Source organism: Bacillus sp. BF2-3 (assembly GCF_008368795.1).
GTDB classification, from domain to species: domain Bacteria; phylum Bacillota; class Bacilli; order Bacillales; family Bacillaceae_G; genus Bacillus_A; species Bacillus_A cereus.
Genome location: NZ_QOSA01000037.1, coordinates 135,633 through 162,165, shown reverse-complemented (window position 1 = coordinate 162,165; position 26,533 = coordinate 135,633). Strand labels below are relative to the sequence as shown.

The window sequence follows — 26,533 nt, the reverse complement described above, 5'->3', positions numbered from 1 at the left end:
TAGATGAATTGGTATGTAATCATTCCAATGATAATTTCGTTTATCGTTGTATTTTTAATTGGTGTATATGCTTCAAGACGTGTGCAAGCAACTGCTCATAATAAATTTTTACAAGAATATTTTCTTGGTGGGCGTGAGCTAGGCGGTTTATTATTAGCGATGACAATGATTGCTACGTACGGTAGTGCAAGTAGCTTTATTGGTGGCCCTGGTATTGCTTACAATATGGGTCTTGGATGGGTACTGTTATCTGCGATTCAAGTTGTAACAGGCTATATCGTTTTAACGGTTATCGGTAAAAAGTTTGCAATTATCGCTAGGAAGATGGAAGCAATTACTCTTATCGATTATTTAAAAGGGAGATACAATAATAAAGCAGTTGTTATACTTTCTGCGTTATGTATTATTATCTTTTTATTTTCAGCGACAGTAGCCCAGTGGGTCGGTGGTGGACGATTAATCGAGTCACTAACTGGTCTATCGTATACAACAGCACTATTTTTATTTACTTTTTCTGTACTTGTGTACGTATTAATTGGTGGATTTCGTGCAGTTGCTCTATCAGATACATTATTAGGAATCATTATGTTAGTTGGAACGACAATCATTTTAATTGCTACTGTCATTGCTGGTGGTGGAATTGAAAAGATTATGCAGGAACTTGTTCAAATTAATCCAAAGTTAATTACACCATTCGGAGCAGATGGCAGTTTAACGAAATCATATGTTACATCATTTTGGATTTTAATTGGAATTGGCGTTGTCGGCTTACCGCAAATTAGCGTGCGTGCCATGTCTTATAAAAATTCAAAAGCGATGCATCAAGCTTTAATAATTGGAACCGTTGTCGTTGGCACAATTATGATCGGTATGCATTTAACTGGTGTATTTGCAAGAGTAGTACTTCCAGGTATAACGGTACCAGATAAAGTAATGCCGCTACTTGCGATGGAAGTGTTACCTCCTTGGTTAGCTGGAGTTTTCTTAGCTGCACCGATGGCAGCGATTATGTCTACAGTAAACTCTTTATTATTACTTGTAAGCTCGTCAATTATTAAAGATATATATGTAAATTACATAAATAAAGATGCAGCAGACAGTACGATAAAAAAAGGAAGTTTGTGGATTACTGGTATTGTAGGACTACTCGTTTATGCAGCGGCGATTAAACCACCAGATTTTTTAATATGGCTAAATTTATTTTCTTTCGGTGGATTAGAAGCAGCATTCATTTGGCCAATCGTATTAGGGTTATATTGGAGGAAAGGAAATGCTACAGGAGCGCTTGCGTCTATTTTAGTTGGGGTAGGCTCATATATGTGTATTCATCTTTTCTATCCAAATCCGTTCGGTATACATACAGTTGTCTTCCCGATTTGTTTTGCGTTTATCGCTTATGTTATTGGAAGTATGAGTGCTGTAAAAAAAACAGTATAGGTTAGCTGAAGAACGTAGTCCTTATAAGACTGCGTTTTTTCGTATGAATTTGTTCTTTTTTATTCTGTATATCCACGGTTATTCATAAATTAATAACAACTGAGGGGATGGAGTTGAGGTCGATGAAAAAAGTGTTATTTTTAGGAGACCCAGGAATTGATGACTCTTTAGCAATTATGTATGGATTGTTGCATCCTGATATTGATATTGTTGGTGTAGTAACGGGATATGGAAATGTAACACAAGAAAAGGCGACAAGTAATGCCGCATATTTATTGCAAATGGCAGGACGGGAAGATATACCTGTTATTAATGGTGCGAAAATTCCTTTATCCGGAGATATTACGACGTATTATCCAGAAATTCATGGGACAGACGGTTTAGGGCCAATTAAACCTCCAAAAACTTTTTCACCAAATATAAAGCCTTTTTGTACATTTTTTGATCTTCTTGAAAAATATAAAGGAGAATTAATAATAGTCGATGCTGGTAGATCAACAACATTAGCGACAGCATTTATTTTAGAAAAGCCGATGATGAAGTATGTGAAAGAATATTATATAATGGGCGGTGCTTTCTTAATGCCTGGCAATGTAACACCAGTCGCAGAGGCGAATTTTCATGGTGATCCCATTGCGTCACAATTAGTTATGCAAAATGCCAAAAATGTGACATTAGTGCCACTTAACGTTACATCTGAAGCAATTATTACACCGGAAATGGTAAAATATATTACGAAACACTCTAAAACGAGTTTTAATAAGTTAATCGAGCCGATATTTACGTACTATTATAAAGCTTATAGAAAGTTAAATCCGAAAATAAAAGGAAGTCCAGTACATGACGTCGTTACAATGATGGTTGCGGCAAATCCATCCCTTTTAGATTATGTATATCGTCGTGTCGATGTAGATACAGCTGGAATTGCAAAAGGAGAGAGTATTGCTGATTTTCGGCCTCAACCTGATGCAAAAGCATTAAAAAATTGGGTGCGAATTGGTTGGTCGTTACATTATAAAAAGTTTCTTGAGGATTTTGTGAAATTTATGACGTAGACATAATAGGAGCATACAAGTTAAAATAATGGAGATGGTTATGTAAATGACCATCTCCATTATTTTGTTTTTAAATGATAAATAGAGAAGAGTTACACAATAGGAGAGGAATTTTACTTGAAAAAAACTATAGTATGCGCAGTAATTGTGGGTATTTTTGTTTTGCTAATATCGGGTAACTTTTTAGTGAAAAAAGTGTGGAGTTCAAATAATGATGATGCACAGTATATTGCATCTTTTATTGAAGAACATAAAGATGAAAAAAATAGTGCGCTTCTAGTAAAGAGAAATGATAAAGTTGTTTATTCTGTAAACCCAAATGTTGTATTGCCAGTTGCTAGTACGATGAAATTAATTGTGGCGCTTGAATATACGAAACAAGTTACTGAAGGGAAAATTGATTCTTCTAGTTTCGTGTCGATTAATGATGTGAATCGCTATTATGTGCCGAATACAGATGGTGGTGCACAAGATAGATGGCAAAAGTATTTGGAGAAAACGGGCAAGATAACTGAAGGAGCGGTTTCTTTAGAAGAAGTGGCAAAAGGAATGGTTAAGTTTAGTTCGAATGCAAATGCTGAATACTTAATGGAATTGTTAGGATTAGATAACATCAATCGAAATTTACAAAGTTTATCACTTCCTGCACATCAACCACTATTTCCAATCGTTTCATCTTTGTATATCCCGGGATATTTGCATAAAGAATTACATGTTCCAAAATATAAAATAGAGAAAAAGTTAAAAGAAATGTCTCAAGAGCAATATCGTGAATATGCGATGATTATTCATGAACGCTTAAAGAAGAAGGGACCATTATTACAGAAGGAAATTCCGCTTTATTTAGAGGAACGTTACGACAAAATTTGGTCAGATAGATTACCAGCAGCTTCTGCAAATGATTATATGGTATTACTTCAAAAGGCAAACCATAAAGGTGGCTTGACAGAAGCTGAAGAAAAAGTGTGGGCAAATATCGTTGAAACAGACATGAGTGCCAAGAAATACCGTAAAACATTTAGACATGCTGGGCAAAAGAATGGTTATACACCATGGACGGTTACAAAAGCAGTTTACGCTATGGATAAACGTGGAAACTGTACGGAGATTGTGTTTTTGGCAAATAATTTAAATGAAGATGATAGTGCAGAAATACGGAAACATTTAGCAAACTTACATTTCCAAGTGTTGCAAAGTGATAAGTATGATGCGACTTTTATTAAATAAACTCGGTGCAGAGAGCACCGAGTTTATTTTTATGTACAAGCACTTTTTTTCTATCTCTGGGTATGATGGGTAGTAATACTTAGGTGAGAGGGGAAAAGGTGATGAAACAAAGTAAAGAAGAGTTTATAAAGAGTGAAGGCGCTGATTTCCCTGGGAAAACATATGTGGATTGTGTATTACAACATGTATTTCATTTTCAAAGAAATTACTTATTGAAAGATATGTTTCAAGTGCATAAAGCACATATTACGATGCTGACGGAAGAAAATTTAATGAAAAAGGAAGAAGCTAAAGTTATATTACACGCATTAAAAAAGGTAGAGGGAATTCCAGAAGAGCAATTGCTCTATACAGAGCAGCATGAAGATCTCTTTTTTTTAGTCGAACATTTAATTTCTCAAGAAGCGAAATGCGATTTTGTAAGTAATATGCATATTGGTAGAAGTAGAAATGATATGGGCGTAACGATGTATCGCATGAGTTTAAGGCGATATGTATTACGATTAATAGAACATCATTTGTTATTGCAAGAAAGTGTACTGCAACTTGCCGTTGATCATAAGGAAACGATCATGCCAGCTTATACACATACACAACCAGCACAGCCAACAACATTTGGTCATTATACGTTAGCAATTTATGATACGATGCAAAGAGATTTAGAACGAATGAAAAAAACGTACCAGCTTTTAAATCAGTCTCCAATGGGGGCAGCTGCACTCTCTACAACAAGTTTCCCGATTAAACGAGAACGAGTTGCTCATCTACTTGGATTTACAAATGTAATTGAGAACTCATATGATGCTGTTGCCGGAGCGGATTATTTATTAGAAGTTAGCTCGCTACTTATGGTAATGATGACGAATACGAGTAGATGGATTCATGACTTTTTGTTGTTAGCAACGAAAGAATATGACGGTATTACTGTTGCAAAGCCATATGTACAAATTAGTAGTATTATGCCGCAAAAACGAAATCCGGTTTCAATTGAACACGCTCGTGCAATTACGAGTAGTGCTTTAGGAGAAGCATTTACAGTATTTCAAATGATTCATAATACACCATTTGGTGATATTGTCGATACGGAAGATGACTTGCAGCCATATTTATATAAAGGGATTGAAAAGGCGATTCGTGTTTTTTGTATGATGAATGCAGTGATCCTAACGATGAAAGTAGAAGAAGAAACGTTAAAAAGTCGTTCCTATAAACATGCAATAACGATAACGGATTTCGCTGATGTTTTAACGAAAAATTATGAAATTCCATTTCGGCATGCTCATCATGCAGCAAGTGCTATTGCAAATATGTCATTGGAGCAGAAAAAAGAACTACATGAATTACACTTCAAAGATGTAAATATGTATTTGCAAGAACATTTTAAAATAAATTTATTAGAAAAAGAGTGGAAAGAAATTATATCGCCAGAAGCTTTTATTCAAAAAAGAAATGTATACGGTGGACCGAGTAAAAAAGAAATGAAGCGTATGATTAAAAATCGAAAAGAGTCCTTTCGAAAAGAAGAAGATGTATTTGAAAAGGAAAAACAGAGAATTTTACAAGCTGAAAATGCCTTGAATACATTAGCTTTGAATATTATTGAATCGTAAAAGAGGGATTTAATGAATTAATCGCCAATACTTAATTAAAATATAAATAGAGAGAAGAGATTGTCGATGATTCAATTACATGTATATGAAGAGATTTTTCATTTTAAAGAAGATGTTACACCATTTCTAGAAAAGAATGAGCAGGAAAACAATCTCATATTAGGTGTATTACAAATGGTTCAAGAACCGATATTTATGGGGATAGCGAAACAAGGAGAAGACATTGCGGTTGTATTTCTGCAAACAGAAGAGAAGAAACAAATCATTGTTGCAACTTCTGAAATTTCGGGAGTAGCTATTGAGGAACTTGCAAAAGAGTTAACGAAAGTATATCCGGATATTCCTGGATTGATCGGTAATAAGAAAATTGTACAGAAATTAGCGGAAGAGATTGCGGTATTAGAAAATAAGAAAATGAATGTTGCAATGGAGCAAGGTGTGTATGAGTTGAACAGAGTAAAGAAGAAGTGTAATGCGAATGGACTTTTTCGAGCGGTAAATAATGATGAATTACCATTAATAGAACAGTGGATATATCAATTTTGTGAAGATGTAGAGCTTCCTACTACGAAAGAAGAAGCAAAACAAACTGCATATACATTAATAACTACAAATCGACTGTTTGGTTTGGAAGTGGATGGGAAACTCGTTTCTGTAGCTGCAAAAACGAGACCAACTAAAAATAATATAACAGTTAATTTTGTATATACGCCGAAAGAAGCAAGGAAAAAGGGATACGCATCTAAGTGTGTAGCGGCACTTAGTCAACGTATGTTAGATGAAGGGTACAAGACGACTACGTTATATACTGATTTAGCGAATCCGACATCGAATAAAATTTATCAAGAAATTGGTTATGAGCAAATTGCGGAGTCTGTGCTTATATTTTTAGAGAAGTAGAACAAAAAGGCGTGCTATTTTAGCACGCCTTTTTGTTATTCATCGATTCTAATAACCTCGCCTTGAGGGAAGTCCTCAGTTTCTAGTAAGTTACGAATAGCTTTCGCAACATATTCAGGTGATAATAGTTTTCCTTCTTCTTTTAATGCAATGAAGCGGTCCAAATTTATGAAATCTTCTTTATTTGTTTCGCGAATTTGTGATTGCATATTTGTATCAACAACGCCAGGTGCAAAAGCGACGATTTTTACTGGATATTCTTTTTCCACTTCTTCAGTTGCTACGCACTGTGTAAACATATTTACACCAGCTTTCGTTGTACAATAAGCGCCCCAGCCAAAGTAAGGGTTTTTTCCTGCACCAGATGAAATGTTAATAACGCGTTTATCTACTTTCCAGTCTTTCGTATGTTTCATAAATGTAGATGTAAGAATCATAGGTGCAAGTAAATTAATGTGAACGTTCGTAATGAATTGTTCACTTTCAGCTTTTTCAATTGGCTTCATAGGTGCAACTGTACCCGCATTATTAATTAAATGAATAGAGGATACATTGTCTTTTTTAATAGATGAAATGATCTCTTTAAAGTTAGTTTCTAAGTTATGTACATCTTGAAGATCTAGGGAATGAAAAATGCAATTGCTGTTATATTGCTCTGCAAGTTTTGTAAGCTCTTGATTTTCTCTTCTAGAAATAGAGATGACAGTTGTATTTTTTTCTAATAATTGCGTAGCGATTGCCTCACCTAAACCTTGTGAAGTTCCTGTTATGATAACGTAGCGCATAGTTTTATAAACCCCTCTCATATGTGCGGAATTTTGTTGGACAACGTACATTGTATAGTTTGTCTACATTTTATAGTATAGAGCACTTTTTACTATAATTGAAATGAGATGATTGTGTGCCTTTTATAAATAGGTTTACGACAACAGTACCTGGTGCCGTCACGTTTACTGGGAATACGCTGGGACTTAGCCCTACATCACCTGCACCAGGTAATATTTTTGGTACACTTGCTGTGTTTACGACAGTAAATACAGCATTGCAAGTACCAGGGTTCCCAGCAGGGACAACAGATGAATGGCAATTGAATTCTTCAAGTGCAATTTTAAATCTTCCAGCGGGAAGCAGTGTATTATATGCAGAATTAGTTTGGGCTGGTACTTTCCGGACTGATACGGAAGATGTGTTACCATTTTTAAATGATAACATTACATTTACAACGCCAGCAGGGACGTTTTCTGTTACGCCAGATCCTGCTACCGCGCAGCAAGGTTCAGTAGGAAATCAGTTTTATTATGCTCGCTCTGCCAATGTAACAAATCTTGTTAGTGCAGGTGGAGCAGGCACATATACAACGGGTGCTGTGCCAGCTGCAAGAACTTCAGCCGACCCGACAATCAGTCGTTCAGCTGGATGGACGCTTGAGGTTGTGTATCAAAATGCAAGTTTACCACTTCGAAATTTGTCAGTATATGCAGGTCAAGAAATTATCGATGCTTCATCCCCGCCAGTTGATGCTACAATTTCAGGTTTTGCTACGCCGGCAACAGGAGCTGTTACAGGAAGAGTGCTCGTAACTGCTCAAGAAGGTGATTCTAACATTGTTGGAGATCAACTTCGCTTTGGGCCGAATGCAAATGCTACAGTTGCATTATTCGGACCGAGAAATCCTGCGAATAATTTCTTTCAGTCACAAATTTGTAATGATAGTGGAAATTTAGATACGAGCGGCACGTTTGGAGATTTGAATCAGCCGTTAGGGGTAGCTTTGGCCGTCCGAAGACAAGGGTGGGATATTACGAATGTAGATGCCTCCTCATCTTTAGTAAACAGTCAAACATCAGCAACGGTTCGATTTGTTACAAATGGAGATGGATACGCAGCAGCTGGTTTTGGTGTTCAAATTGATGCAACAGGTCCAATTATTAATCCTGTTAAATCAGTTAATAGAACAGTCGCAGGGGTAGGGGATACCCTCACTTATACGATTACGGTCCCAAATACAGGAACAGGAAGTGCAGAAAACGTTGTATTACGTGATAGTATTCCGAACGGAACGACGTTTGTTGCAGGTAGTGTTACGGTAGGGGGAGTAACACAGCCGAATGCAAACCCTTCTAATGGAATTAATTTAGGTACAATCCCAAATAACACGCAAAGAATTGTTACATTTCAAGTTCGAATAATATCATTCCCGAATCCCAATCCTATTTTAAATCGTGCAATGGTGTCATATCAATTTCGTCCTTTCGTTGGTAGTCCTCCTATTACAAGTACGTCTTCTTCAAACACAGTACAAACGACAGTGAATCAAGCAACTATAAGTATGCAGAAATCTGTAGATTTACAGACGGCAACGCTTAATGATGTATTAACGTACACAGTTAATATCACAAATAATGGAAATGTCACTGCGAGCAATGTTATTTTTGTTGATAGTATCCCTGCTGGAACAACATTTGTCGCAAATAGCGTTACGGTAAATGGAGTAGCGCGTCCAGGAGCGAATCCAGCAAGTAGTATTAATCTAGGAAGTATTAATGCTTCGCAAACGACTGTAGTGCGCTTTCAAGTTCGAGTAACATCGAACCCTCTTGTCAATCCAATTCCAAACCGTGCAAGTGCAACATTTACCTTTACTCCAGTGCCTGGTCAACAACCAGTTTCAGGGCAAGCGACAAGTAATACTGTAGTTACGACAATTAATATAGCTGATATAACAACGAGAAAAACAGTGGATAGAGCTTTTGCAACGGTTAACGATGTTCTTACGTACACGGTAACAATTCAAAATACAGGAAATGTACTTGCAACGAACGTTATTTTTCAAGATCCAATACCAATTGGAACGACATTTATAGCAAATAGTGTGACTGTGGATGGGGTTTCACAACCTGGGGTAAATCCAGCGACTGGGTTTACAGTAGCAAATATATCTCCCGGCGGAAGTAGGACAGTGACTTTTCAAGTACGAGTGACATCAACGCCATCAGGAGGCACAATTGCGAATCGCGGAAATGTAACTGCTAATTTCGTCGTTATTCCAAATCAGCCACCAATAACGATTAATAGACAAACGAATACAGTTGTGACACAAGTTAATACAGGCGGTTTAAATGTAATAAAAGAAGTGAATACAACGCAAGCGGCAGTAGGAGACACTTTAACATACACAATTGCCGTTCAAAATACAGGGAATGTTCCGTTAACAAATGTATTTTTCCAAGACCCTATTTCTTCTGCTGTTTCATTTGTTGCAAATTCTGTAACAATTAATGGAGTACAGCAAAGTGGACTAAATCCGAATACAGGATTCTCTCTTCCGAATATTCCTGCGGCTCAAACGGTTGTAGTCACATTTGACGTAGTAATTGTACAGAATCCAGAAAATGAAGATATTTTAAATCAAGCAAATGTAACAGCAAGCTTTCAAGTGAATCCGAATGAACCACCAGTAACAATCAATGTACCGAGTAATGTTGTGAATACGACAGTACAATCAGGAAACTTTGAAGTTGTGAAAGCAGTCAATACGGATGTTGCAACAGTAGGGGATATTTTAGTATATACAATAGAAGTCATAAATGCAGGTAGTGTACCAGCTACGAATGTATTTTTCCAAGATTCAATTCCCCAAGGGACATTATTTATTGAAAATAGTGTAGTTGTGAATGGTGTTTTACAAGAAGGGGCAGATCCAGAACTTGGATTCCCATTAAATAATTTGCCTACTGGCGCCAGTGTTATTGTTACATTTGAAGTATTAATTGATGAAATTCCCCAAGGAAATAATGTTGTAAATAATGCGAATGTAACTGGAGATTTCCTTGTAAATCCAACAGAGCCGCCGATTACTGTAACAGTACCAAGTAATACTGTTATGACGATCGTGAATTCTTCAGGGTTAAATGTAATGAAAAGTGTAAGTGCTACTGAAGCCGGTGTAGGAGATACGTTAACGTATACAGTTCGTATACAAAATAGTGGAACGGTGACAGCGACAAATGTATCATTCCTTGATCCGATTCCAGTTGGAACCACTTTTGTAGCGAATAGTGTAACAATAAACGGGACGCCTCAACCAGGTTTAAACCCGACAACTGGATTTCCACTTGCTAATATTCCAGTAGGAGGAATGGTGACGGTCACTTTTCAAGTAACAATCACGAGTGTACCACCAAATAGAGTTCTTCCGAATAATGCGAATGTCACTGCTGATTTCCAAGTAAGTCCTCTCCAGCCACCAATTACAATTGTAACGATTAGTAATATTGTTGTGACGCGAGTGAATGTAGGATCACTTAATGTAATGAAGAGTGTAAATACACTACAAGCCGGTGTAGGAGATACGTTAACGTATACGATTCTTATTCAAAATACAGGAACTGTTCCTGCAACGAATATTGTTTTTCAAGATCCAATTCCGTCTGGTACTGCCTTTGTAGCAAATAGTGTGACGATAAATGGAGTCGTACAGCAAGGCGCGGATCCTATGCTAGGTTTCCCGGTACCAAATATTCCGGTCGGGCAAACGGCTACGATTACGTTTCAAGTTACAGTGACGAGTGTTCCGAGCGGTGGAAATATAAGAAACCAATCGAACGTTACTGCAAGTTTTCTTATAAATCCAGCAAACCCTCCAATAACGACTGTTACAAATAGTAATTTTGTAGTGACGCAAGTAAACACAGCACAGTTAAATATACAAAAATCTTCATCTGTACAACAAGCAGCACTTGGAGAAACTTACACGTATTCTGTTGTCATTCGAAATAACGGTACAGTAACAGCAACGAATGTCTCTTTCCTTGATCCAATTGCTTTAGAAACAACTTTTGTAGCAAATAGTGTAACGATAAATGGAACGCCACAACCTGGATTTGACCCAAATGTTGGTTTCCCGCTTCCTAATATTGCAGCTGGAACATCATTGACAGTAACGTTCCAAGTTACGGTAGTTGCACCGTCTACACGTGGAGCGGTATTAAATACAGCATCTGCTACAGCCACTTTCTTATTAAATCCTTTACAGCCACCTGTAACAACAACGAATTCAAGTAATACAACGGTAGTTACAATACCGTTACCTCCTCCTGGTGAAGTAACTGCAACAAAAACAGTTGATGTTGCAACTGGGGCCGTTGGGGATGTATTAACGTATACTGTGCTCATTTCAAACGTAGGAATTATCCCTGTTACAGATGTGTTCTTCCAAGATGTCATACCAGAAGGAACGACGTTTGTTGACAATAGTGTAACGATAGGTGGAGTGCAGCAACTTGGTTTAAATCCAGAAATAGGATTTACAGTTACTCCATTATTAATCGCTGGTGGAAGTATTGAGGTCACATTCCAAGTGACGATTACAGAAATTCCAGATAATGAAGTCATATTAAATGATGCAGATGTTACATTTACTTCACAACCAAATCCGCAGGAACCACCGATTACGGAAACGATATTAACAAATTTAGTCGTTACGACAATTAATATAGCCTTTATTTTTCCGTTGAAACTAGTAGATAAAGAAGTAGCGACGGTAGGAGAAATATTAACGTATGATGTATTGATTTTTAATTTCGGAACAGTGCCAGCGACGAATGTTCAATTTATCGATACTACTTCCGCGGGTGTAGCATTTGTACCAGGAAGTGTGAGCATAAACGGGGTACCAGCACCAGGATTAGATCCTTTCATTGGTTTTACAGTTCCAGATATACCTGTCGATGATTTTGTACTTGTCACATATCAGGAAGTGGTTACAAGCATACCAGAAGGTGGAACGATTGTTAATTTTGTAGACGTTACAGCTACATTTGCTGTAAGTGAAACAGAACCGCCTATTACGGAAACAACGACAAGTAATACGACATTAACAGAAATCAATGAGCCTGGTTTGAATGTTTTAAAATCAGTGAGTCAGCCGGTTGTTGCAGTAGGCGATACAATCACATATACAACAGTAGTTCAAAATACAGGAACAGTGCCAGCAACGAATGTTCAATATAGTGATGTATTACCTTCCTCTATAGCATTCGTGCCGAACACTGTAACGATAGACGGTGTGTTACAACCTGGATTCAATCCGAATAATGGATTCCCGCTTCCAGATATAAACCCAGGTGAAAGTGTAGAAGTCATCTTCCAAGTAACCGTTGTTAGTGCGCCATCAAACGGAACAATTGCCAATACGGCAAATGTAACTGGAAGTTTTGTATTAGTACCAGGAGAACCACCAGTTATAGTAACAGAGCCGAGCAATACAACACTTACAACTGTAAATAGAGGGCAATTTAATGTTATTAAACAAGTAAATAGGGTTGCTACTCTCGTTGGAGATATATTAACGTATACGGTTCAAATAACAAATACTGGAACAGTAACAGCTAATGCTGTTCAGTTTGTTGATACCATTTCAGCAGGGGCGTCATTTGTACCAAATAGTGTAACGATAAATGGAGCCTCGCAACCAAACTTAAATCCGATTACTGGATTTGGAGTTGGAGATATCCCAGTTGGTGAAACAGTTATAGTGACGTTTCAAGCGACAGTTACAAACATCCCGTCATCAGGAACAATTACGAACGTTGCAAATATAACAGGAAGCTTTACTTTAGTGCCAGGAGAACCACCAGTTGTAGTAACAGAGCCGAGTAATACGACGATAACTAGAGTGAATAGAGGACGATTCAGCGTTATAAAATCTGTAAATAAAGAAGCGACACGATTAGGAGATACGTTAACGTATAGTGTGCAAGTTACAAATACGGGAACGGTAACAGCAACGAATGTTCAGTTTATCGATGTTCCATCACCTAGTTTAGAATTCGTTCCTGGAAGTGTACAAATAAATGGGATTCCGCAAGTAGGTTTAGATCCATTTGTAGGCTTTGCATTGCCTGATCTTGCAGTAGGGGATAGTGTATTAATTACATTTGAAGTAAATGTAATCGCAGTTCCGCCTTCTAGTAGCATTATGAATACAGCAAGAGTAACGGGTGATTTCGAATTGATTCCAGGAGAACCTCCGTCTACAATTACAAATTCAAGTAATACGACGGTTACGCCGGTAAATAGAGGTAGCTTAGATATGCTAAAAGAAGTAGACCATTCAGTTGTTGGTGTAGGAGAAACGGTAACGTATACTGTTCGTATATTAAATACTGGTACTGCTGATGCAATGAATGTTCAATTTATCGATGTGCTATCTCAGGAAGCTGATTTCGTTCCAAATAGTGTAACGATAAATGGGGTTCCGCAACCGGGGGTAAATCCGCAGATTGGATTTACGATACCTGATATACCAGTTGGTGAGACGGCACTTGTAACATATGAAGCTACGATTACAAGTTTTCCGGATGGTGGTACAGTAGTGAACGTTGCTGGGGCGTTAGCAGAATATATTTTAGTACCAGGGGAGCCGCCAGTTACAGTGATGGATACAAGCAATACAGTTATAGTGACGGTAAATACTGCAATCTTATTTGTTGCAAAAGGAGCAAACTTTGAAGTAGCAATGATAGGGGATGTTGTCACTTACGGAATCGCTGTTATAAATGATAGTACAGTTCCTGTGACCAATATTGTGTTAACAGATATCATTGATCCGAATACGCTATTTATAAATGGTACGGTAACTGTAAATGATGTACCTCTTCCATTTGCTAATCCGAATACTGGTATTCCGTTAGGTGATTTTCAGCCAAATGATGCAGCAATTATTAATTTCCAAGTTGTAATAATAGGAGGGCAAGTAAATAATTTAGTTACAAATACTGCTACAGCGAATGGGCTTGCAACTGTAAATCCGAATGAGCCGCCAGTAGTAGTTGAAGGTGATAGTAATACAGTTGTTATCCCGTTTATTCCTCAAAATGTCTCAACGACAGTCGTAAAAACGGCAGATTTACAGGTAGCAACAATTGGAGATGTCATTACGTTTACGACAGTCATCACAAATACGGGTGATACTGTAATGCAAAATATTCGTTTTCAAGATATGTTAGATAGTAGTGTTCGATTTGTTCCTGGAAGTGTAACGGTTGATAATACGCCAGTGCCGAATGTAAGCCCGGCAGTAGGGTTTCTTATCGGAAGTTTAAATCCTGGTGAAGCAAGGACAGTTTCGTTCCAAGTAGCAGTACAGAGCGCGCCAAATGGTTCAGGAAATTATATAAATCAAGCGAGTATTCGTTTTGAACATCAAGTAGGCACAGTATTGCCACCTGTTACACAAATAGTAGAAAGTAACATAGTTGTCATTCCATTTGTTCCAACGATTGAACAAATTTGCGAAACAAACTTTAATTGCTTAGATAAGATTCCATTTCAATGTTCTCCGTGTAATCATTTGCATGGACATAAAAAATAAAAACAGAAAGAGCATCCTGAAAAATAATTGGATGCTCTTTCTGTTTTAATCATATAGATTCATTTTCGGGCGAGGTGAAAAATTCGTCGATTTTGTCGGAAAGTAGTAATGGAATAGCTCCTTTTATAACAGAAATGTCCCAGTCCCACCATGCAAGATTCTCTAGTTTGTCAATTGTTTCTTGCGGGAAACGATATCGAATAAATTTTGCTGGATTACCAGCCACAATTGCATATGGAGGGACGTCTTTTGTAACAACACTTTTTGCACCAATAATGGCACCGTTACCAATTGTAACACCAGATAAAATGCAGGATTGATAACCAATCCATACATCATTGCCAACTACGATATCACCTTTTGAAGAAGGGTGACCAGTAATATGTGCTCCTTCATCAAAAAGTGCATTAAATGGATAAGTTGTTATCCAGTCTGCGCGATGTTCACCGCCAAGTATGAAAACGACTTCTTCTGCTAATGAACAAAACTTACCTATTTTCAATTTTGTTTCATCGTTCCAAGAAAAAATGGTTGGCCCTACTTTACTATAAGTATAATCACCAATATCATATTTATTATATTCAGGTTTTTGATTTAAATATAACATGCTTCTTCAGCCTCCTTTCTCAATTAAGTGATACGTATGGAATATTATATGCAAGATGTAGTAATGTGAACTGTATTAATAGGTGAAATGAACAAAAGGGAGTGGGATGTATGCGATACGAAATGGGTTTATATAATAAACCGTTTCAGTCAATTCGATCAGGGAAAAAAGTATATGAAGTACGCCTATACGATAAAAAACGTCAACTAATAAACAAAGACGATGAAATCGTATTTACGAATCTTAAGACAACAGAAATGATGACGGTAAAAGTAACGGAAATAAAGCGATACGAGAGCTTTAAAGCTATATATGAACAAATCGATAAAAAATTATTGGATTGTGAAAATGATAGTTTAGAGGAAATGTTAGAAAGTACATACAAAATATATACGAAAGAACAAGAAAAAGAGTGGGGAACAGTTGCGATTCGTATTGAGGTAATAAAATGATAAGAAATCGCGGAGCCGCTATCATTGTACAGGAAGGAAAAATCGCTCTTATAAAACGTATTCGAGAAGAGGAAAGATATTATGTTTTTCCTGGCGGAGGGATTGAGGAAGGTGAAACGCCTGAAGAGGCAACGAAAAGAGAGGTATACGAAGAATTAGGGGTACATATACAAGTGGAGCACCTTATTGCAAAGGTAAAATATAAAGGAAATGAATATTATTATGCTGCCTATATTACAGGCGGAGTGTTCGGAAGCGGAACAGCTGAGGAATTTCAGCTGGAAGGTAGGGGAAATTATATTCCGTTATGGCTACCGATAAACGAGTTGGAAAAGTGAATATAAAACCTTATGAAGTGGTCAGAAATATATTTAATCATTATAAAATATAACGTCTGACAACATACAAAAAAAACCATTGACATAGTCTTCTGATTTAAGTATTGTATTCGAGTATGTTTATAATCAGGAGGTTTATATGAGCAATCAAACTACTACACATCATGTGAAAATGACAACAGCGGATCCATCTGGAATTGGTCTATTTGGATTAGCGATGGTAACACTTGTAGCATCATCTCAAAAGTTAGGCTTAACAGATGGCGTTTCACTTGTATTACCGTGGGCAATCTTTTTAGGAGGATTTGCACAAATCTTTGCTTGCATTCATGATGCAAAGCATAACAATACATTCGGTACAACAGCATTCGGTGCGTACGGTCTATTTTGGCTAGGTGTTGGAATGACTTGGTTAATTCAACTTGGAGTATTTGGCGAAAAATTAGCACAAGCTGCAGATTCAAAACAGCTTGGTGTAGCCTTTATCGGATATTTGATTTTCACAATCTTTATGACAATTGGTGCAATGGAAACACATAAAGTATTATTTATGATTTTCGTCCTTATTGATTTCTTATTTATCGGTCTTTCATTAAGTACTTTAGGTGTTATGCCGCATGCAATGCATAATTTAGCAGCATATTCTGAACTTCTTATTTCATTATTATCTTTCTACGGTTCAGCTGCAGCAGTGTTAAATACACACTTCGGAAAAGTTGTTTTACCAGTAGGAAAGCCTTTTGGTATTTTTAAAAAATAATAAAAAAGCACAGATGATTGTATAGTCATCTGTGCTTTTTTATTTATTCCGCTCTTTGTGGGTTGTCTGAAAAAGCCTGATTGGTGAGGACTCATTAAACTTTCACTTTATCCCGCTATTTGCCGGGCAGTAAGCCCCCCGCCTCAAAATTCAGCGGAAACAAAGAAGTTAGGTGGGGGATGAATACCCTCACTGATTAAAGTTTCACCTTATTTGAAATAAGTAATGTGAAATGTAAATAAAAGTAGAAAAAATAAATTGAAATTGATTATCATTATTAATATAATGAGAATGAGAATCATTTATTGTTAGAGGGGGATGCCAAAGTGGCAAAAATTTTAATAGCTTATGCAAGTATGTCAGGAAATACAGAGAGTATTGCTGATTTAATTAAAGTTAGTTTAGATGCTTTTGATCATGAAGTAGTATTGCAAGAAATGGAAGGCATGGACGCTGAAGAATTATTAGCTTATGATGGAATCATTTTAGGATCTTATACGTGGGGCGATGGTGAATTACCATTTGAAGCGGAAGATTTTCATGATGACTTAGAAAATATAGATTTAGCTGGGAAAAAGGTAGCGGTATTCGGATCGGGTGATACAGCGTATGAACTGTTTTGTGAAGCGGTAACGATATTTGAAGAACGTCTTGTGGAACGCGGTGCAGAGCTTGTACAAGAAGGGCTGAAAATTGAATTAGCTCCAGAAGATGAAGAGGATGTTGAAAAATGCAGTAATTTTGCAATTGCATTTGCTGAGAAGTTCTAAGAATGGGAGTGTCAACGTGGAGACAATGTTAAGTGCAACTGCTATTACAAAGTTAAGAGATGGAAAACTGCTGTTAGCTACTACATATAATGGCTTATTTGTTGAACAAGACGGAGAATGGAAACGAATTTTAAATGGTTTTCAAAAACGAATTAGGGATTTACATAGCGAAGATAATGTAGTTTATGGTGTAGGTGACGAAGGGATTTTTATTCGCAGTATGAATGGTGGAGAGAACTGGACAATTCAGCGTTTTCCAACAAAAGCAACGAGTTGGAATGTATGTAGCAATGTACAAGGAACTGTTGTTGCTCATGGAGAAAAAACGCTGTATCTTTCTAATAATTTCGGTTTGACATGGGAAACTATTCATCCGTTTCTTGAGTATGGCAGTGCGGCACCGTCTATTCGATCATTATTTTTATATAAACATTACTTATTTATTGGTACGAAAATACATGCTAAATATGGTGGTGTTTGGCTCTTTGATTTGAAGACACGTAAATTAAAGAGGATTAAAATTGCGATGAATCAAATGATCTCCGCGTTGACTTTACACAATTCTTATTTAGTAGCGGCAAGTGGATCGTGCAAGGGAGTTAGCGGAAATATTTCTTATTGTAAAATAGATGAAAGTATTGCAAGTGAAAAAATATATTGGCATACATGTCAAAGTGAGCAGAAAGCAAGTAGTTATTTAGACTTAAGTGTAGATCAACATGTTTTATATACAACTTCAACGCAAAATAAGGCGGGGATTAGTAGTGTGTGCCGTGTGCTTCTTGAAGAAGGTATTGTTACAGTATGTGATTCAGTTAAAGGGCACGGATGGCGCATTGTTAATCAAAAAGATGGTTATGTAGTAGCCGGATCAGGTGAATTAAAAGCAATGCAGTGGGAACAAAAAATAATTTAAGAAAAAAACTTTACTTTTATTATATTGATATGATATAGTATATTTAAACCATTTTACTTTTAATAATATAGAGATTTAAATGAGCTGTAACTTCCGAGGAGGATAGCAATGTTAAATCTCCTCAGGGGTTGCAGTTTTTTAATATCTGGCTTATTATTGTAAGGTGGTTGAAAATGAATATGTACATATAGGTACATTGTAGGAGGATTTTTTTCATGCAAAACGGTAAAGTAAAATGGTTTAACTCAGAAAAAGGTTTCGGTTTCATCGAAGTTGAAGGCGGAGAAGACGTATTCGTTCATTTCTCAGCTATCCAAGGCGAAGGCTTCAAAACTTTAGAAGAAGGTCAAGAAGTTACTTTCGAAGTAGAACAAGGTAACCGTGGACCTCAAGCTACTAACGTAAACAAGAAGTAATTTTTGAAAAAAGAAGGGCTCGCCCTTCTTTTTTTTGCATTTTTATAGATGTCCTCCTACTTACATATCATAACAAGACTGAATTTTCATTTATTTATTCGGAGTATTTTTGTATAAAGTACATGAATAAATAAATACTGAAAATAAAGTGTTTGTGTGAAAAGGAATTTAGAAAGAGGTAAATAAATTGAAAAACGCTACACATTTCATTGTGTTTGATATTGAAAGGAATTTCAGACCGTATAAATCAGAAGATCCATCAGAAATAGTTGATATCGGAGCTGTAAAAATAGAAATAGGTACAATGAAGATAATTGAAGAATTTTCGGAGTTAGTAAAACCAAGTGCACGATTAACTCGTCATACAACAAAATTAACCGGTATTACGAAAAAAGATTTAATGGGTGTAGAAAAATTCCCTCAAATTATAGAGAAATTTATTCAGTTCATCGGCGAAGGTTCTATATTTGTTTCATGGGGAAAAGAAGATTATCGCTTTCTATCTCATGATTGTACATTATATGGTGTTGAATGCCCAAGTATAGAAAAAGAAAATAGAATTGATTTGCAAAAATTTGTTTTCCAAGCATATGAGGAATTGTTTGAACATACGCCAAGTTTACACTTTGCGGTAGAACAGCTCGCTTTAACGTGGGAAGGAAAACAGCACCGTGCTTTAGCAGATGCTGAAAATACAGCAAATATACTTCTTAAAGTATATAGCGAGAGAGATATTAATAAGCGATACAAAAGACATGGTGAACTTGAACTTGTAAAAAACGGAAAACTAACAGAAAAAGCGAAAAAAAAGATGCGAAAATGGGTATTTAAAGAACTAAAGAAAAATACAGAACGCCCTTTTGAATGGAGTACATTTGAAAGTAGTGACACGTGGGAAAGTATAACGGAAAGATATTATATAAGTGAAAATACAGTAGAACTCCTGAAAAAACATTTTCGTACAGCAGTGAGAAAAGCGGAACGGCAGATTAGGTATTTGGCTGAGATGGAGGAGAATACAGAGGTTAAATGAATTTCTCCTCCGCCTCTAACTACATACATGTAATAACAGCGTATTGATATTAAATAGGCATCAACTTGTTGTTGTGATTGTGCATTATAATTGCTTTGGGAGTGTTAAGACGTAATAAGAGCTTTAAACCGTATTAATAATATATATATATATATAAAGAGTGTAGTTTAATGGAAACAATCTTTAACATTTTAACTGTTTTAGTTTTTGGGATAATATTTACCACACAATTAGCATTAACTACACTTTCTTTCATAGTAAAGAAGAATTGGAAAAAACTTAATATCTCTTTAAGTTGTGGTGTATTAAAGTTTAAAATAGAAGAGTAAGATTGAGCTTTGTACAAGGGAGGTGTGATAGTGGTAGACTTGGATATTAAAGATGTCACAGTAAAGATGGAATTAAACGGTGTCTTTTGGAATGAGGATCGGATTGCTGAAATGAAGGTGACTACAAAAGAAGAGCATTCTGTTATTCTTCGTCTAGTAGTTGATTTAGAAAGTAAAACTATTAGGGCGACGAGTGCGGAAATAGTGAATGGATTCTGCCCTCTGTGCAAACAGAAAAGGGACGAATGTAGTGAACTTAATGACTTGCAAAACAAAATGGAAATTTTAGAAGAAGCCTACGATTGGGTGAGAGAACATCCGGAATATCGTTTTCAATTATCTTTTTACGAGTACAATAAATTTGAGGTAGTAAAGTGAAATTTGCATCTTAACAACTTATAGAAGGACTTGGTCAAATAGAAATATTGAAGTAGATATTTCTAATGGAAATAAGCTTGTATAACAAGGAAGGGATGTATTTGATTCTGCAACAAATGTCATCTTGCATCAAAAAAATTTGAAAATAAACATGTTTTATTATAAAGCAGAAAAATTGATTCTTAGTAGAATCGGTTTTTAATATAAACAAAAGAGCGCTTATTATAAGCGCCCAGTAACAACAGTTATATGGAAGTATTTATCCCGTAAAAGCCCGATTGGTGAGGGTTAATAATTAGTGGGGGATGAACAAAACCCCACTGATTAAAGTTTCATTTTATTCAATACCGCTCGGATCAAACGAATACTGCTGCTTATTCTCAATCCGCTCAATCACATCCTGCAGCTCATCTGGCTTCAGAAACTCAATCGGAGAGAAGCCTTTTTCAAACGTAAGTGTGTCTGCTTCAATCATAAGTACATATCGGTCATTTACCTTCGCAATATGTATTTGATCCCCGAAATCAGCAAGCAAAGCCTTCACAGAGATATGATCGGCTTTTAGTTTTAATTCCACTTCAGGAGCATGCTCGACGATTTGAGCGGTAGCTTCCATTACTTCTTCGGTTGAAAATTGTTCCATAATTTCCCGCTTCGGACTAGCAGCCCATACTTCCATCGCTTGGTCGAATTGTTCGCGTTCTTCCGTACCTTCTTCAAATACATCTTCAATTTGGTCGTATACCATGTCCATTACTTGTGTTTTCATAATTTCAGGCATAGAGCGTTCATATTCGACGAATTTTAAGAAGTCTTCAAAGTAGCGGGCATGTGATGCTTGGTGTATTTTTAGTTCGCCTACTTCAACCATACCTTCTTCAGGCATGTACGGATATTGGATAGATTTCATATTCTTTGTTGTGATGGCCATTTCAACGTTACGAATCAGTGTGGATTCATCAGAAATAGAAGCAACCTTTGGTTCGAAGTCGCATTTCATTACGAATACGAATGGGTCATCAAAGTATTTGCGTAGTTTTGCCTGAGCAATTAAAAATACACCACCGCGTACAGCGCTTGTGTCAAGATATGTATAAACGAGAGGTTCGCTCATATCTTTAAAATTGTCCTTTGTTTCTGCAAAGCGAATACGATTAAAAAGGTTGTAATGAGGGTTTGAATCAAGTTCGTGCCCTTCTTCTACAATAAAGCGACCAATTTTTGTTGGGGCTTGTTCTGTTTTTGCATGACGTTCTACTTTTCGCTTCGATATTTTTAATAACTCACCATTCAAAAATTCTTTTAAGGAACTATCTTCATATTCTTCAGCGTCTAAAGTTTGAAAATGTTTGTAGCGTTTATCAACTGCTTCACCTTTTCCTTCTACTTGTACAACATAAAAGGAAAGATAATTTATTTCAAAATCCATATTTATCACCTTGTTTCATTTCATTAACTCTTATCAGTATAGAGATGGAAAAAACTTTCGTCAATTTATATAAGGAAGGGGAAGCCCCTTCCTTTATATAATCTTTATTTTCTCGATTAAAATCCGTCTTCTAATGCTGCGAATGGAATGTTTAGTCTGTTTTCTACTGTGCGTAAACGTTGGTTTAAGCGGTTTAGTCTACGTGTATGGCGCTCAACTGTATTTTCTAGTTGACGAACTCTTTGTTCAAGCTCATTTACGCGTCTTTCTAATTGACGATTTCCAGTGCCAGGAAAAGAGATTGGAAGTTGGAATTGTCTATTTTGGTCATATGGATTCGTGTGCTCTGCTTGATCTATATAAGATTGATATTGTGTTTGTAAGTCATACTGTGGTTGTTGGTACGCATATTGATTATATGGATCATATGGATTGTAGGGATACATAATAACATCCTCCATTTCTTTAAAATAGGTTGAATTCACCATAATGTATGTGCAAAAGCGGAGTGGTGGCACGGCAAATACCTATTTATGTTGACGGGATTTCTCTTTATCCCGCTATTTGCTGGGCAATAAGACCCCCATGTCAAAATTCAGCAGAAACAAAGAAGGTCGGGATGCCCGTAAAACCCCCACTGATTACAGTTTCACTTTATAAAAAATAGCTTGAGGGTTTTTGATTTGTATTTCTTTTGCTTAATGGTATATACTGGATAAAAGAGAGAGTTTACATAAAAGTTACAATTCTATCAAACTCAAACTTTTATGTAAATATGTATAGACATTTATAAAAGAAAAGAGTAATTTATATAGAGTGAAAAATAACTTGTAACATTTTATAAACATATTGTAAAATGATTGTAACAAAACATACATAAAAATGAAATAAATACATAATAGTGATGTTGGGGAAAGGGAGAGAGTATATTGTTCCGTAAAGTAAAGGGTATATTGGTTGGGGTGTTATGTGTAGCTATAATGAGTGGCTGTGGTGCAAAAGTAAGTGATGTTGCATTGGTAAGTGATATTGGTGGGCATACTGTAGAGGCTAAAGCAGAAGTGCAGGATACTATTAGTTTAGTTGATGGTCGAACTGGTACTGAAGTGAAAAAATTAGATTTATCTAGTTTAGGCTATTTTGAAGATGAAGCGAAATTTAAAAAGTCTGTAACAAAGGTTGTTGGTGAGGTTGGAAAAAGCGTCGACAAAAAAATGGTTCCTTCACGTATAGCACCTGATGGAAGTTGGCAAGAAGGAAAACCTTCTTATGAATTAATGGAAAAAGAATTAGTAGATAAATTGTTAAATGTTGGTATGTGGGATGCTACGTATCAGTTGCCGATCGTGGAGAAAAAACCAGTCGCAACATTAAGTGATGCGCAAGGAAATGGTACGGTAATTGGTAGATATGAAACGAACTTAGGTGGTTCAACAGGTGGCCGTATTGAGAATATTCGTTTGTCAGCAGCGAGCATAAATGGAGTTGTGTTAGCAAAAGGAGACCGTTTCTCTTTTAATTCATTAATCGGTGATACAACACCAGATAAAGGATATCAATTAGGGAAAGAAATAGTTGATGGTAAATTAGTAGATGGATATGGCGGTGGTGTTTGTCAAACATCTTCAACTTTATACAATGCAGCAGATCAAGCTGGTCTGAAAATGGTGGAGAGAACTACACATTCTAAAACGGTAGGTTATGTTCCACAAGGAAGAGATGCTACAATTGCATATCCATACTTAGATTTAGTATTTGAAAATACGAATGATGCACCTGTGAAGCTTTATATGGGCATTCAGGGTGGAAAGCTAGTTGCTGAAGTACATAAAATGAGATAAGAGTTAAAAAGCCATCTTTTCTAAAAGTTAGAAAAGATGGCTTTTTATTATGAAAATAAAAATGTATGTGAATTCTGACTTTTCTTATTTACATAGGATGATTTTAGTTGTATCCTTCATAGTAACGGTTATATGTAATGGGAAAATATAGGGATAAGGAGATGAAGTTATTCATGGTAAAAATTCATCCGAAAACACGTATTGGTCATGTTGAATTTAAAGTGAAAGATTTAGAGCGTCAAATTGCTTTTTATGAGAATGTTGTAGGATTAGAGGTAATTAAGCGAGAGGGGAATAAAGCATATTTATCTGGAAAAGGTGGAAAGAACGCGTTACTTGTTCTTGAAAGGTTAGAGGACGGGGTACTGCAAGAACCGCGTACGACTGGTATATATCATGTAGCCTTTTTAGTTCCGACTCGTGAAGCTTTTGCTTCTGCGCTATTTGGGGTTCTTCGTAATAAGAATGTAATTGACAGCCCGGATGAGCAAGAAGGGCGTTATACATATTCAAATGAAATTTTACCAATTTCAAGGTTTAATAGTGCAAGTGATCATACATATAGCGAAGCTTTTTATTTGCAAGATTTAGAGGGGAATGGTATTGAAATTTATGCAGACCGTCCGCGTGATCAATGGGGAGAAGGGCCAGGAGGAAGTACACCACTTGATTTAAAAGAATTGGCAACACTCGTTGATTATGAGTTTGATGGTTTGCCTGCTAATACTGTCGTTGGGCACGTACATTTACGAATAGCTGATGTAGAGAAATCACATGAATTTTATGTGGAAACAGTAGGTTTTGAAGTACAACAGCGTGAAGAGGATTGCTTATTTATTTCAGCAGGGGGATATCATCACCATATTGGTGCAAATACGTGGAACGGAGTAAACAATCCACACCCACCAGTACATGCAACTGGGCTAAAGGTGTATACGATTGTACTACCGTATAAAGAAGCGTTAGATGAAGTGAAAGAAAGATTAATAGAAAAACAACATGAAATAAATGAAACTACAAATGGGTTTGTGGTGGTAGATCCAAGTGGTATTACAGTGCAGTTTGAAATAGAAGCAGTGTAAAATAAGCGAGAAAGTGTATAATCACTTTCTCGCTTATTTGTGATCATTCATAGCTCAATCCAATATCTTCTTACTACATTCCCATCTTCCTCAGTGAAATCATCATCACGAAGCCCGCCGTTATGTAAAATCGTTTTTTCAGAAGCGGTATTCACTGCGTCGCAAACGACAAGTACTTTCGTGATGTCTAATTCCTTCGTTTTTTCTAATGATAATGCTAGTAACTTCGTAGCATAACCTTTTCTTCTTTCAGAAGGGCGAATGCCATAACCAATATGACCGCCAGCGTTAAATAAATGTTCGGTTAAACTATGACGTATATTAACAGCTCCCACAATTTTATTTTCATCTGTAACAAGCCAATATGTAGAGTCTGGTACCCAAGTTTCAGGGATATTTATTCCGTTATGCGCATCGAGAAGTTCTTGAACCATAGCTGGGAAGTTGGCAGGATTTTTTGAGATAACCCACGGGATCATTGTTTCACCGCTATCTTTCCATTCGTTATAGAAATCTAAGTATTCTTCTTGTAAATCAGTAGTAGGTGTAAGTAACGAGACGTTCATTGTTAGTAAGCTCCTTTATTTATGTATTTTTTATAAAAAATTATGAAACAAAATGAAAGCGTTTTCTGGAATTTCTCAACCTAATTTTATGCAATCCACCTTTGGTTTTTTAGAAAATTAGTGAAGGTTTAAAATCAGGAGTTATTTATTTTATGTTAATATTTAAAATATTAACATAAAACAGTCGGAGTATTAAGTGTATTTTAGTGGTATTCTTTCATGGTGATAAATGGATGTTTGTGATAATTTTTGTTTTATCTATCTATAATGAATGAAAGGGGGAAGTGCCCGTGAGTGTAGATTTTGATTTTATTATACGAATCGGTGTTGCTGGCTTGTTAGGAGCAATGATTGGTATTGAAAGAGAAATTCGATCGAAAGAAGCTGGATTAAAGACTCATTTCCTCGTAGCGGTAGGAAGTGCGTTAATAATGGTTGTTTCGAAATATGCCTTTTCAGATATTGTGTATGAAGAGCATACGTCTCTAGACCCAAGTCGGATTGCAGCACAAGTCGTTAGTGGAGTTGGTTTTTTAGGTGCAGGCACAATTATTATTCAAAAGCAGGCGGTGAAAGGATTAACGACCGCGGCTGGTTTATGGGCTACTGCCGGTATAGGATTAGCAATTGGAGCGGGAATGTATGTAGTAGGCATTGGAGCGACGATTCTCGTTTTAATTGGTTTAGAAATTGTAAGTCGTATTTTTAAGGTGCAATTTCTATTTCCACAAAATATAACAGTGCAAATGTTTGTAAATAAACATGAAGCGATACAACAAATATTAGAAACACTACAAGTGAAAGGCATCCCAATACTCTCATATGAGGTGGAAGCTTCACAGCAAGGTACAGAAACTGTTTATAAGGTAGGAATGCAGCTGAAAAATATATCGTCAGAAGAAAAGAATGAGTTTATTCAGCATATGCAAACATTACCGGAAGTTACGTTTATAAAGTTAAAATCATAGTGTTGAAAACGAGGATAGATGTAGCAGAAATTTTGCTATTATCTA

The 26,533-nt window shown here is 36.4% G+C and carries 21 protein-coding genes and 1 pseudogene; 17 read left to right on the top strand and 5 right to left on the bottom strand.

The window, feature by feature from the left end; genetic code table 11:
- The first annotated feature begins 3 nt into the window (after positions 1-3).
- The 5 genes from panF (at position 4) to DN401_RS23675 (ending at position 6,229) form a co-directional block, all read left to right on the top strand.
- Positions 4-1,437: a sodium/pantothenate symporter gene (gene panF, locus DN401_RS23695; RefSeq protein ID WP_001104820.1), complete on the top strand. Its 1,434-nt coding sequence runs from the start codon at positions 4-6 to the stop codon at positions 1,435-1,437.
- Positions 1,438-1,559: 122 nt separating this feature from the next.
- A complete protein-coding gene (locus DN401_RS23690; protein WP_000756458.1) occupies positions 1,560-2,492 on the top strand; it encodes a nucleoside hydrolase in 933 nt (310 codons plus the stop codon).
- A 117-nt stretch (positions 2,493-2,609) separates the two neighbouring features.
- On the top strand, positions 2,610-3,719 hold the full coding sequence (locus DN401_RS23685; RefSeq protein WP_000751366.1) for a serine hydrolase: 1,110 nt from the start codon (positions 2,610-2,612) through the stop codon (positions 3,717-3,719).
- Positions 3,720-3,820: 101 nt separating this feature from the next.
- The gene (gene argH, locus DN401_RS23680; protein WP_000813986.1) at positions 3,821-5,329 is read left to right on the top strand and encodes an argininosuccinate lyase; all 1,509 of its coding nucleotides are present in this window, start codon (positions 3,821-3,823) and stop codon (positions 5,327-5,329) included.
- Positions 5,330-5,395: 66 nt separating this feature from the next.
- The gene (locus DN401_RS23675) at positions 5,396-6,229 is read left to right on the top strand and encodes a GNAT family N-acetyltransferase (protein ID WP_149287979.1); all 834 of its coding nucleotides are present in this window, start codon (positions 5,396-5,398) and stop codon (positions 6,227-6,229) included.
- A gap of 35 nt (positions 6,230-6,264) precedes the next feature.
- On the opposite strand, the gene DN401_RS23670 is transcribed toward DN401_RS23675, so the two are convergent.
- Entirely contained in the window at positions 6,265-7,014 is a 750-nt protein-coding gene (locus DN401_RS23670; protein WP_001271070.1) for a (S)-benzoin forming benzil reductase, read from the bottom strand.
- A gap of 116 nt (positions 7,015-7,130) precedes the next feature.
- Between DN401_RS23670 and DN401_RS23665 the strand changes: the two genes are divergently transcribed.
- Positions 7,131-14,603, top strand: a complete 7,473-nt coding sequence (locus DN401_RS23665; RefSeq protein ID WP_001115934.1) for a DUF7507 domain-containing protein — start codon at positions 7,131-7,133, stop codon at positions 14,601-14,603.
- Between the two features lie 49 nt (positions 14,604-14,652).
- On the opposite strand, the gene DN401_RS23660 is transcribed toward DN401_RS23665, so the two are convergent.
- The gene (locus DN401_RS23660) at positions 14,653-15,210 is read right to left on the bottom strand and encodes a CatB-related O-acetyltransferase (protein WP_000966303.1); all 558 of its coding nucleotides are present in this window, start codon (positions 15,208-15,210) and stop codon (positions 14,653-14,655) included.
- 110 nt (positions 15,211-15,320) lie between these two features.
- Between DN401_RS23660 and DN401_RS23655 the strand changes: the two genes are divergently transcribed.
- From DN401_RS23655 to DN401_RS23620, 8 genes and pseudogenes are all read left to right on the top strand, one after another.
- Entirely contained in the window at positions 15,321-15,662 is a 342-nt protein-coding gene (locus tag DN401_RS23655) for an ASCH domain-containing protein (protein WP_001268367.1), read from the top strand.
- Positions 15,659-16,053 (top strand): annotated as a pseudogene (locus tag DN401_RS23650) (NUDIX hydrolase). The gene DN401_RS23655 and the pseudogene DN401_RS23650 overlap by 4 nt, the downstream one beginning before the upstream one ends.
- Positions 16,054-16,139: 86 nt before the next feature.
- On the top strand, positions 16,140-16,760 hold the full coding sequence (locus tag DN401_RS23645; protein WP_000070938.1) for an acetate uptake transporter: 621 nt from the start codon (positions 16,140-16,142) through the stop codon (positions 16,758-16,760).
- 326 nt (positions 16,761-17,086) lie between these two features.
- Positions 17,087-17,530: a flavodoxin gene (locus DN401_RS23640; protein WP_001062752.1), complete on the top strand. Its 444-nt coding sequence runs from the start codon at positions 17,087-17,089 to the stop codon at positions 17,528-17,530.
- A gap of 16 nt (positions 17,531-17,546) precedes the next feature.
- Positions 17,547-18,446 (top strand): WD40/YVTN/BNR-like repeat-containing protein, encoded by a 900-nt coding sequence (locus DN401_RS23635; RefSeq protein ID WP_000449496.1) that lies wholly within the window; start codon positions 17,547-17,549, stop codon positions 18,444-18,446.
- A gap of 215 nt (positions 18,447-18,661) precedes the next feature.
- Positions 18,662-18,862: a cold shock-like protein CspB gene (gene cspB / locus DN401_RS23630; protein ID WP_001179150.1), complete on the top strand. Its 201-nt coding sequence runs from the start codon at positions 18,662-18,664 to the stop codon at positions 18,860-18,862.
- 187 nt (positions 18,863-19,049) lie between these two features.
- On the top strand, positions 19,050-19,895 hold the full coding sequence (locus DN401_RS23625) for an exonuclease (protein ID WP_000786414.1): 846 nt from the start codon (positions 19,050-19,052) through the stop codon (positions 19,893-19,895).
- Between the two features lie 359 nt (positions 19,896-20,254).
- Entirely contained in the window at positions 20,255-20,602 is a 348-nt protein-coding gene (locus DN401_RS23620) for a hypothetical protein (protein ID WP_000227983.1), read from the top strand.
- A 337-nt stretch (positions 20,603-20,939) separates the two neighbouring features.
- Here the strand turns inward: DN401_RS23620 and DN401_RS23615 are convergent, their stop codons facing one another.
- Both DN401_RS23615 and DN401_RS23610 read right to left on the bottom strand, forming a co-directional pair.
- Positions 20,940-22,031 carry a DUF3900 domain-containing protein gene (locus DN401_RS23615; protein ID WP_000345034.1) on the bottom strand — a complete coding sequence of 364 codons (1,092 nt, stop codon included), beginning with the start codon at positions 22,029-22,031 and terminating at the stop codon, positions 20,940-20,942.
- A gap of 116 nt (positions 22,032-22,147) precedes the next feature.
- Entirely contained in the window at positions 22,148-22,477 is a 330-nt protein-coding gene (locus DN401_RS23610; protein ID WP_000283715.1) for a hypothetical protein, read from the bottom strand.
- A 483-nt stretch (positions 22,478-22,960) separates the two neighbouring features.
- Between DN401_RS23610 and DN401_RS23605 the strand changes: the two genes are divergently transcribed.
- Both DN401_RS23605 and DN401_RS23600 read left to right on the top strand, forming a co-directional pair.
- A complete protein-coding gene (locus DN401_RS23605; protein ID WP_000488973.1) occupies positions 22,961-23,872 on the top strand; it encodes a VanW family protein in 912 nt (303 codons plus the stop codon).
- Between the two features lie 137 nt (positions 23,873-24,009).
- A complete protein-coding gene (locus DN401_RS23600; protein ID WP_121868208.1) occupies positions 24,010-24,954 on the top strand; it encodes a VOC family protein in 945 nt (314 codons plus the stop codon).
- Between the two features lie 47 nt (positions 24,955-25,001).
- On the opposite strand, the gene DN401_RS23595 is transcribed toward DN401_RS23600, so the two are convergent.
- The gene (locus DN401_RS23595; RefSeq protein ID WP_001103118.1) at positions 25,002-25,520 is read right to left on the bottom strand and encodes a GNAT family N-acetyltransferase; all 519 of its coding nucleotides are present in this window, start codon (positions 25,518-25,520) and stop codon (positions 25,002-25,004) included.
- A 290-nt stretch (positions 25,521-25,810) separates the two neighbouring features.
- On the opposite strand from DN401_RS23595, the gene DN401_RS23590 reads away from it, so the two are divergent.
- Complete coding sequence (locus DN401_RS23590) at positions 25,811-26,488, top strand: MgtC/SapB family protein (protein WP_000109728.1); 678 nt, start codon at positions 25,811-25,813, stop codon at positions 26,486-26,488.
- The last annotated feature ends 45 nt before the right edge of the window (positions 26,489-26,533 follow it).

Excerpts from the sequence above, each read along its gene's own strand:
- argH (WP_000813986.1), top strand. The coding sequence starts at position 3,821 with ATGAAACAAAGTAAAGAAGAGTTTATAAAGAGTGAAGGCGCTGATTTC.
- DN401_RS23595 (WP_001103118.1), bottom strand. The coding sequence starts at position 25,520 with ATGAACGTCTCGTTACTTACACCTACTACTGATTTACAAGAAGAATAC.
- cspB (WP_001179150.1), top strand. The coding sequence starts at position 18,662 with ATGCAAAACGGTAAAGTAAAATGGTTTAACTCAGAAAAAGGTTTCGGT.
- DN401_RS23615 (WP_000345034.1), bottom strand. The coding sequence starts at position 22,031 with ATGGATTTTGAAATAAATTATCTTTCCTTTTATGTTGTACAAGTAGAA.
- DN401_RS23600 (WP_121868208.1), top strand. The coding sequence starts at position 24,010 with ATGGGAAAATATAGGGATAAGGAGATGAAGTTATTCATGGTAAAAATT.
- DN401_RS23660 (WP_000966303.1), bottom strand. The coding sequence starts at position 15,210 with ATGTTATATTTAAATCAAAAACCTGAATATAATAAATATGATATTGGT.
- DN401_RS23675 (WP_149287979.1), top strand. The coding sequence starts at position 5,396 with ATGATTCAATTACATGTATATGAAGAGATTTTTCATTTTAAAGAAGAT.
- DN401_RS23670 (WP_001271070.1), bottom strand. The coding sequence starts at position 7,014 with ATGCGCTACGTTATCATAACAGGAACTTCACAAGGTTTAGGTGAGGCA.
- DN401_RS23610 (WP_000283715.1), bottom strand. The coding sequence starts at position 22,477 with ATGTATCCCTACAATCCATATGATCCATATAATCAATATGCGTACCAA.
- panF (WP_001104820.1), top strand. The coding sequence starts at position 4 with ATGAATTGGTATGTAATCATTCCAATGATAATTTCGTTTATCGTTGTA.
- DN401_RS23645 (WP_000070938.1), top strand. The coding sequence starts at position 16,140 with ATGAGCAATCAAACTACTACACATCATGTGAAAATGACAACAGCGGAT.
- DN401_RS23655 (WP_001268367.1), top strand. The coding sequence starts at position 15,321 with ATGCGATACGAAATGGGTTTATATAATAAACCGTTTCAGTCAATTCGA.
- DN401_RS23690 (WP_000756458.1), top strand. The coding sequence starts at position 1,560 with ATGAAAAAAGTGTTATTTTTAGGAGACCCAGGAATTGATGACTCTTTA.